This window comes from Streptomyces chiangmaiensis (genome assembly GCF_036281785.1).
GTDB lineage: Bacteria > Actinomycetota > Actinomycetes > Streptomycetales > Streptomycetaceae > Streptomyces > Streptomyces chiangmaiensis.
Genome location: NZ_JAYWVC010000034.1, coordinates 44702 through 53103 on the forward strand (window position 1 = coordinate 44702; position 8402 = coordinate 53103).

Annotated in this window: 7 protein-coding genes; 2 read left to right on the forward strand and 5 right to left on the reverse strand. The window is 70.9% G+C overall.

Annotated elements, in window-relative coordinates:
- The first annotated feature begins 43 nt into the window (after positions 1 to 43).
- Positions 44 to 586: a GtrA family protein gene (locus VXC91_RS13760; RefSeq protein ID WP_329507446.1), complete on the forward strand. Its 543-nt coding sequence runs from the start codon at positions 44 to 46 to the stop codon at positions 584 to 586.
- 96 nt (positions 587 to 682) lie between these two features.
- Here VXC91_RS13760 and VXC91_RS13765 read toward each other — a convergent pair whose 3' ends face one another.
- Both VXC91_RS13765 and VXC91_RS13770 read right to left on the reverse strand, forming a co-directional pair.
- The gene (locus VXC91_RS13765) at positions 683 to 1960 is read right to left on the reverse strand and encodes an ATP-binding protein (protein WP_329507447.1); all 1278 of its coding nucleotides are present in this window, start codon (positions 1958 to 1960) and stop codon (positions 683 to 685) included.
- A 211-nt stretch (positions 1961 to 2171) separates the two neighbouring features.
- Entirely contained in the window at positions 2172 to 2849 is a 678-nt protein-coding gene (locus tag VXC91_RS13770; protein ID WP_059130771.1) for a response regulator transcription factor, read from the reverse strand.
- Between the two features lie 567 nt (positions 2850 to 3416).
- Here VXC91_RS13770 and VXC91_RS13775 point away from each other — a divergent pair.
- Positions 3417 to 4913: an oligopeptide:H+ symporter gene (locus VXC91_RS13775; RefSeq protein WP_329507448.1), complete on the forward strand. Its 1497-nt coding sequence runs from the start codon at positions 3417 to 3419 to the stop codon at positions 4911 to 4913.
- Positions 4914 to 4983: 70 nt separating this feature from the next.
- Here the strand turns inward: VXC91_RS13775 and VXC91_RS13780 are convergent, their stop codons facing one another.
- The 3 genes from VXC91_RS13780 to VXC91_RS13790 form a co-directional block, all read right to left on the reverse strand.
- The gene (locus VXC91_RS13780) at positions 4984 to 6282 is read right to left on the reverse strand and encodes a hypothetical protein (protein WP_329507453.1); all 1299 of its coding nucleotides are present in this window, start codon (positions 6280 to 6282) and stop codon (positions 4984 to 4986) included.
- A 68-nt stretch (positions 6283 to 6350) separates the two neighbouring features.
- Positions 6351 to 7427 carry a hypothetical protein gene (locus VXC91_RS13785; protein WP_329507449.1) on the reverse strand — a complete coding sequence of 359 codons (1077 nt, stop codon included), beginning with the start codon at positions 7425 to 7427 and terminating at the stop codon, positions 6351 to 6353.
- Positions 7424 to 8371, reverse strand: a complete 948-nt coding sequence (locus tag VXC91_RS13790; protein WP_329507450.1) for a hypothetical protein — start codon at positions 8369 to 8371, stop codon at positions 7424 to 7426. Before VXC91_RS13790 ends, VXC91_RS13785 begins: the two co-directional genes overlap by 4 nt.
- Positions 8372 to 8402 lie beyond the last annotated feature (31 nt).

Consider the following 8402-nt stretch of genomic DNA (forward strand, 5'->3'; position numbering starts at 1 on the left):
CGATTCGACCGACAGGACCGACCCGACGGGGGCTGGCGACACGATGGGCAGTGGTTCCACAGGCCTGAAAAGCAGGTCCCCCGGCGCGGTGCGCCGGCAGTTCGACCAGCTCATACGTGAGGTCGCCAAGTTCGGCGCGGTCGGCGGTGCGGGGTTGCTGGTCAACCTGCTGGTGTTCAACCTGGTACGGCATGTCACCGGGCTCCAGGTGGTCCGTGCCAGTGTCATCGCCACCGTCGTCGCGATCGTCTTCAACTACATCGGCTTCCGCTACTTCACCTACCGGGACCGGGACAAGAGCGGCAGCACCCGCGAGATGTCGCTGTTCCTGCTGTTCAGCGCCGCGGGCCTGGTGATCGAGAACGGCGTTCTGTACATCGCGACGTACGGGTTCGGCTGGGACACCCCGCTGCAGAGCAACGTCTTCAAGTTCCTCGGCATCGGCCTGGGCACGCTGTTCCGGTTCTGGTCCTACCGCTCATGGGTCTTCCGGGCGCTGCCGGCCGGTGAGGCCGTGGCGGGCGCGGAGTCCATCCTCGAGGCGGCGGAGCGGCAGCGCCGTCAGGACCAGCGCGTCCACCGCTGAGCCGGCACCACACCCGCCGACGCCTCCACCGGGCTGTGTGCCTCGGGCGCTTCGGGCATCCGTCGACCCCCACCGGCTCCCGCTCGTCCCCGGCGGTCACCTGACCATGGGCCCCGACTCGTCCCCCTGTGGAGCCGTCCTCAAAGGCGTGCGGGACAGGAACAGACCGAACACCGGCGGCTTGGTCTGGAGCATCTCCAGGCGGCCACCGTCGGCCTCGGCGAGGTCACGGGCGACCGCCAGGCCGATGCCCGTGGAGTTCCGGCCGCTGATCGTACGCTCGAAGATGCGGGAGCCCAGCTCCGCCGGCACGCCCGGCCCCTCGTCCGTCACCTCCACCACGGCCTGGTTGCCCGTGACACGGGTGCGCAGGGCGACCGTGCCGCCGCCGTGCATCAAGGAGTTCTCGATCAGGGCGGCCAGCACCTGGGCGACCGCGCCCGGCGTGCCCACGGCCTGCAGGTGCCGCTTGCCGGAGCTGACGATCGCCCGTCCCGCGCTGCGGTAGGCGGGGCGCCACTCGGCAAGCTGTTGCTGGATGACCTCGTCGAGGTCGAAGGAGACGGCGGAGCCGGTGCGCGGGTCGCGGGCGTTGGTCAGCAGCCGCTCCACGACGTCCGTGAGCCGCTCCACCTGTGTCAGTGCGATGGTCGCCTCCTCCTTCACCGTGTCCGGCTCATCGGTGAGGGTGATCTCCTCCAGCCGCATGGAGAGCGCGGTGAGGGGGGTGCGCAGCTGGTGGGAGGCGTCGGCGGCGAGCCGGCGCTCGGCCGTGAGCATGCGCGCGATCCGCTCGGCGGAGGAGTCGAGGACGTCGGCGACCCGGTCCAGCTCCGGGACGCCGTACCGCTTGTGGCGCGGCCGTGGATCGCCGGAACCGAGGCGCTCGGCCGTCTCGGCGAGGTCGGTGAGTGGGGAGGCGAGACGGTTGGCCTGGCGGACGGCGAGCAGGACCGCGGCAATGATCGCGAGCAGGGCGACCAGAGCGATGATCAGCAGCGTGCGGCCTACTTCCCGGGTGACCGTGGAGCGGGGCTCCTCCACGCGGATCGTCTCGCCCTGCTCACCCTTGGCCGTGGAGTGGATGACGTCCCCCACGGGCTTGGTGCCGACCGCGATGGGAGGCCGGCCGGGGATGTCGATCAACGCGTACCTGTCGCCCGTGACCTGGGCCTTGAAGATCGTGGCAGTGACCTTCTCGTCGCCGATGAGCCGGCTGTCCACGATGCTGGCGAGCCGCAGCGCCTCGGAGTCGACACGTTCCTGCGCGCTGTTGCTGATCGTCCGGGTCTCGACGATGACGAGGGAGATGCCGAAGACGGCGATCACCACAAGGACGACGGCGAGGGTGGACTGGATGAGGCGACGACGCACAGGGCCCTCCGGGCAATGGCTCTACGACGACCAGTGTGCACCGGGCACGGCGGGTACCCCGGGCTCGGGGCAGCGCCCCGTGACGGACGCGGGGGCCTGCGCGACCGGCCACGAGCGACCGCAGGCTCACCCGCGCCCGCCCGCACGGACGTGACGCGCGTAGCGGCCCACACGCACCACGGCCGTCCCGGCCGGGCCCCGGCGGCAGCGCCTAGCTCTTCTCGAAACGGAAGCCCACTCCCCGTACGGTCGCGATGTAGCGCGGGTTCGCCGCGTCGTCCCCCAGCTTCTTGCGGAGCCAGGAGATGTGCATGTCCAGGGTCTTCGTGGACGACCACCACGTGGTGTCCCAGACCTCGCGCATCAACTGGTCGCGCGTGACGACCCGGCCCGCGTCCCGGACGAGGACCCGCAGCAGATCGAACTCCTTGGCGGTGAGCTGGAGCTCCTCGTCGCCCATCCACGCCCGGTGCGACTCGACGTCGATGCGCACCCCGTGCGTGGCGGGCGGCTGTGCGGGCTCGGTGGAACCGCGCCGCAACAGCGCCCGGACCCGGGCGAGGAGCTCGGCGAGCCGGAAGGGCTTGGTGACGTAGTCGTCGGCGCCCGCGTCGAGACCGACGACGGTGTCCACCTCGTCGGCGCGCGCGGTCAGGATCAGGATGGGAACGGTGTGGCCCTCGGCACGCAGCCGGCGGGCGACCTCGAGGCCGTCCATACCGGGCAGGCCGAGGTCCAGCACGACCAGGTCGACGCCGCCCTGCATTCCGGCGTCGAGCGCGGTGGGTCCGTCCTCACGCACCTCGACCTCGTAACCCTCCCGGCGCAGGGCGCGGGCCAGGGGCTCCGAGATGGACGCGTCGTCCTCGGCGAGCAGTACACGGGTCATGGGGGTGATGGTAGTCCGCGGAGGACAAGAGCAAAGGTGTGATCGCAGGTGTGACCGGCTGAGGGGATTTCTTACCTTCGTGTGCCACTCTGCGCCGCCGGCGGGCATGATCACGGAGCGCAGTCATGCCTGAGCCACTCACAGGTGTCATCAGGGGCGAGACCTTCGATTGGGCGTCCAGAGTTCCGGAATCACCTGTGATCCGTGTCTCAGGTGCTTCCGTCGGCGCCGCTGTCATGACGTATGGTGACCGGAACGCCTGTAGCACCACCTGGGACCTTTGGCGGGCACGTGACGCTGAAGGTCTCTTTTGCATGCGAGCTGGTTCCCACCAGCCTCGAAAGGAATGACCTATGGCCGGGCCTTCGGCGCGTTGACGCGCGTAGAGGCGTGGATCCCGGTGGTCGCCGTCCACCGCTTCGTGACGCGGAGCGGACACCCCGTGGGCGTGGGGTGGACGACCGATCCCGCCGGTGCCGGCCGCCGACCGGGCATGCGACTCCCGAGCTTCGGCCCCGCCCGAGCCGGGGACCCCCACGCGCACGCCCCGACCAGCAAGGAACGACCATGGCGTCCAGCCTGACGAAGGACTCGATCCGACCGGGCAACCCCGGTTCCGAGAAGACCTTCTTCGGCCACCCCCGCGGACTGGCCACACTTTTCCTGACCGAGATGTGGGAGCGCTTCTCCTACTACGGCATGAGGGCCCTTCTCCCGCTGTACCTGGTCGCCCCCGGCGGCCTGCACCTGAACGCGGCCACCGCGACCGCGATCTACTCGGTGTACGTGTCGCTCGTGTACCTGCTCGCCCTGCCGGGTGGCTGGTTCGCCGACCGTGTCCTCGGCCCGCGCAAGACGGTCGCCGTGGCCGGCTTCGTCATCATGCTGGGCCACCTCACCCTGGCCCTGCCGTCCGCCGGCACGTTCTACGCCGGTCTCGGTCTCGTCGCCATCGGCTCGGGTCTGCTGAAGGCCAACATCTCGACGATGGTCGGCCACCTCTACAACGGCCCGGGGGACGTGCGCCGCGACGGTGGCTTCACGATCTTCTACGTCGGCATCAACCTGGGCGCCTTCGCCGCACCGCTGGTCATCGGAACCGTCGGCGAGAACGTCAACTGGCACCTGGGCTTCGCGCTCGCCGCGCTCGGCATGGCGCTCGGCCTCGGCCAGTTCCTGCTCGGCGGCCGCCACCTGAGCGCGCGTTCCAACGAGGTCCCGACGCCGCTGTCCGCCGCGGAGAAGGCCTCGACGCTGCGCAAGTCGGCGCTGTGGGCGGCCGTCGCGATCGTCTTCTACGCGATCGTCGGCTTCTCCGGTGCCTACACCCTGAACTGGCTGCTGGTCCCGATCACCGTCGCCGGCCTGGTCATCCCGATCATGGTGATCGCCCGGATCAAGCGGGACAAGGAGCTCGACCGCGCCGAGCAGTCCCGGATGACCGCGTACATCTGGTTCTTCGTGGCCGCGGCCGTGTTCTGGATGATCTACGACCAGGGTGGCTCCACCCTGTCGATCTTCGCCGACTCGTCGGCCAAGAACACGATCTTCGGCTGGGACTTCCCCGTCTCCTGGTACCAGTCGGTCAACCCGGTCATGATCATGGCGCTGGCCCCGGTCTTCGCCTGGATGTGGCTGGCGCTGAACCGCCGCGGCAAGGAGCCGGGCACGGCGGTGAAGTTCGCCTCCGGTCTGGTCCTGATCGGCGCGTCCTTCTTCCTGTTCCTCGCCCCGCTGGGGATCGCCGACGGCGGTCACAAGGCCGCGGCACTGTGGCTGGTCGCCGTCTACTTCGTGCAGACCGTCGGTGAGCTGACGCTCTCCCCGGTCGGCCTCTCGGTCACCACGAAGATGGCACCGGCGAAGTACGCCTCCCAGATGATGGGCGTCTGGTTCCTGGCCGTCACCGCCGGTGACGCCACGACCGGTCTGCTCTCCATCGCGGGCGTCGACCTGAACACGACGGGCATCGTGACCCTGGAAGCGGCGATCGCCGTGGTCGCCGGTATCGCGGTGTGGATGTACCGCAAGAAGGTCAAGGAGCTCATGGGCGACGTGCGCTGACGTCGGTCCGGGGCCGTCGGAGGGCCGCCGCACCCGCATGGGTGCGGCGGCCCTCAGCCGTTTCCGGGGGTCAGCGGGCGCGTCGGGGCAGGAACGTGAAGACCGCTCCACCCAGCAGGATGACCGTCCCGGCCACCAGCCCCAGGGCCTTCAGGGCGCCGTGGTCCTCCGCGCCCGTCTGGGCCAGTCCGCCCGAGGATCCTCCCGACGTGGACGAGCCGCCGGACGCCCCGCCCGGCTGCTCTGAGGTGTCCAGGGTCAGCGACACCTCGCTCTTCGCGGGCGTGCAGGTCGTCGTCGTACCGAGGGCCTTGATGGTCAGTACGCCCGGCGACAGCGTCGACTTCCCGCTCGCACCCGGCTTGTAGGTGCCCGTCAGATCCGGGATCTCGATCGGGTCGCCCGACTTGATGTCGTTTGCGTTCGCGGGCCCCTCGACATGGACGGTGCCCTTGTCGGCGCCGCCCAGCACGACCTCCATCGACGGCTTCACCGAGCCCTTCGGGATGTCCGCGGGGCTGTTCATCACCGACTTCTTGAACTGGACCGTGAGATCGAAGCTCCCGCCGTCCTTCTTGGCGTTGATCTGCACGGGTGAGGTGGCGTTCTTGTCGCCGATGGGCGTCTTGCAGGCGTACGGGACCTGGACCTCCTTGCCCGTGAAGTCCGTCTGCCCACCGCTGCCACCGCCTGCGCCACCGGATCCGCCGCCTTCCCCGCCGGTCTCGCTGGCGCTCGCGGTCGGCGAGGAGGAGGTCGCACCGGTGGGCAGGCCCGTCGGCAGATTCGTCGGCAGATTCGTCGGCAGGCTGGGGACGACGGTCGGCAGCCCGCCTGTCGTACCGCCCGAACCCCCGCCGCCGTCCCACACCTTGATGGTCGCGGCCGGCTGTACCGTCTCCTTCGGGGAGCACTTGGTGTCCGTCGAGATGGGCTTGTTGACGTTGATGTTGTAGGCATCCGGCGTCAGCGTCACCTCGCCGGCCGCGGTCAGCTTCAGCTTGCCCGTCATGTCGGACAGCTTCATGTCGCTGTTCTTGGGGATCGGGGGGTTCGACCGCGGCCCCTCCATCACGATGTCCGCGGTCTGTGCGCCGCCCGCCTTCAAGGTCCCCGTCGGCTTGACCGTGTCCTTGCCCAGATCGAGCACATCGGGGTTCTTGGACGCGGCCTGCACGAACTTCCAGGTGATGGTCACCTCGTCGCCGATCTTCGCCTCGGCGGGTGCCGTGATCTCCACCTTCGTGGTGCCCTCGACCGGGGGCAGTCCCGAGATCGGCGGTGGGATGCACTCGGTCTTGTACGCCACCTCGGCGGCCTGCGCCGGTGCGGCGGCCACCGCGAGCAGTACGCCGGCCCCGCACAGCATGAGCGCCGCCCCGGCCGCGCCAGCTCTGCCGCTTCTGCTCCCTGCCGCAAGGACTCTCCGTTGCGTGCTCACGTGTTTCCCTCCGTCGGGGTCGTCGGACCGTTCTCTTGCGGTGCGGAGAGCCGACCGTTCACCGCGGTCCCCGGATCCGTGTCCGGGGTGAACCACGGCAGGGTCGAAGTCATGGGAGGCGCGGAGGAGGACGACGAGGCGCCCGGCCGCGGTATCCGCAGGGCGAGTTCGGGCAGCCGCAGGCTCCGGCGGCGTACCGCCCGCCCCGCCGGACCAAGGGGCCGCACCCGGTCCACGACGGCCATGCCCAGCCGGAACACGGCGGCCGGTACGACCAGGCAGACCAGGATCCAGAAGACGGTCACGCCCCAGGGACGCCCGACGCCCCACGGCTGTTCGGCCAGCACCTTCCCGCCGTACTCAAGCGAGACCGTGTAGTCGCCGTGGGCACCCGCCGACAGCTCCACCGGGAGCTTGATCTGCGCCTTCCGGCCGGGCGCGATGGTGCCGTGCCACTGCTGTTCGTCCCACTGCGGGGCGAACACGCCGTGGGCGGTGCCGACCCGGAAGACGGGGTCCTCGACCGGCGAGGAGCCGACGTTGCCGACGGTGAACACCAAGGTGCGGGACGGCGGCGCCCCGAACCACGTCAGCAGCCCGCCGGCCCCGTCCAGACGGGTGTCCGTCAGCACCGACAGGCGCCCGGCGGCGGACTCGGCGGGCAGCGGCTCCACGGCGTGCCCGGCGACCTGGAAGATCGCGTCGGCGTCCGCCTTCGCCCCGGTGACGGTGGCCACGTGCACCACGCAGGGACACGGCACGGGCGGCTCGGACACTGGCAGCTTCCTGCGGAAGGCCCCGTGCGCGTCGGTCGTGACGGCCCGTCCGTCGGCGTTGGCGCAGGAGTTGGTGCCGCCGATCACGCCCCGGGACGGCACGGACCGCCCACAGATCAGGATCATGAGCAGGGTCTCGGGGCGCCATCCGCTGCCGGTCACGGTGATCGAACCGCCCGTCCCCGCCTGGGAGGCGGACAGTGTGACGGCCGGTTTGTCGGCGGCCCGGGCCGGTGCCGCCACGAGTGCCAGAGCGAGCGCGAGAACCGCCGCCAGCGCCGTGATACGCCCCTTCACGTCCCCGCTCCCGTCAACTCGGCCTCTGTGCACGTCCGGTCCCCCGCGTCCCGTTCCGGCGGACGGCGCCGGCGGTGCCGTACGACCGCACCGGCGCCCACGGCCGCGAGCAGCCCGGCGGTGGCTGCGGCGACCGTCCCCCAGGGCACGAACCGTGCCGACGCGGAGGCCGAACCGCGTGCGCCGCCCGCCGCCGTGACGGTGAGCGTCACGTCCACCACGTCGAGCGCCGGCTGGTGCGGCCACGGTTCGGTGAGCCGGACCCTGCAGCCCGGCAGCAGTTCGAGGGGCAGGGCGCGCGGGGCGCGGTCCAGGACCCGGCCGAGCACTCCGTCGACGCGCACCGCGAGCCTCGGAGCCAGCACCGTGGTGCCGCGGTTGACCAGCTCGTAGGTGACGCGCCCCTCGCGTACCCGCACGTGCTCCACGGTCAGCGCGGACAACGCGAGTCCCCCGACGCGGAGTTGGACGCGTACGGCGGTCGAACGGCCCCCCGCGCTCGCCACGATCGCGCCGGGATGGTCGCCGGGTACGGCGCCTCCGGGAACCGTCAGGCTGAACGGCACGTCGGCGCGGGTGCGGGCGGGCACCGTGACCGAGACCGCGTGCACCGCGGCCCTCCGCCCGCCCGTCGTGCGTGCGAAGGCGATCCACGCACCGGTGTCCACCGGTCTCGTACGGACCGTGAAGCCGCCGTCCGCGGTGTCGTCCGCGTCGGCGCCGCTCAGCCGGACGGTCAGCGGTTCGCTGCCCGGATTGAGCACCGACACCGCGTCCTGCAGGACCGTACCGGGCTCGCCCTCCGCGTAGACGTACGGCCGCCCTCCCGCGCCACCCGTCGCGGGCTCGACGGACCAGCCGCCGTCCGCGGACGCGGAAGGTGCCGCACCCAGCAGGCCCAGGGTGGCGACGGAGAGACTGAGAGCGAGTCGAGCGTAGGGCATCGGCGGCTCCCGACGAATGACGAATCAGGGG

Bases quoted from the DNA above. Each gene is read 5' to 3' on its own strand.
- VXC91_RS13775 (WP_329507448.1), top strand. From the start codon at position 3,417: ATGGCGTCCAGCCTGACGAAGGACTCGATCCGACCGGGCAACCCCGGT.
- VXC91_RS13760 (WP_329507446.1), top strand. From the start codon at position 44: ATGGGCAGTGGTTCCACAGGCCTGAAAAGCAGGTCCCCCGGCGCGGTG.
- VXC91_RS13770 (WP_059130771.1), bottom strand. From the start codon at position 2,849: ATGACCCGTGTACTGCTCGCCGAGGACGACGCGTCCATCTCGGAGCCC.
- VXC91_RS13790 (WP_329507450.1), bottom strand. From the start codon at position 8,371: ATGCCCTACGCTCGACTCGCTCTCAGTCTCTCCGTCGCCACCCTGGGC.
- VXC91_RS13780 (WP_329507453.1), bottom strand. From the start codon at position 6,282: ATGCTGTGCGGGGCCGGCGTACTGCTCGCGGTGGCCGCCGCACCGGCG.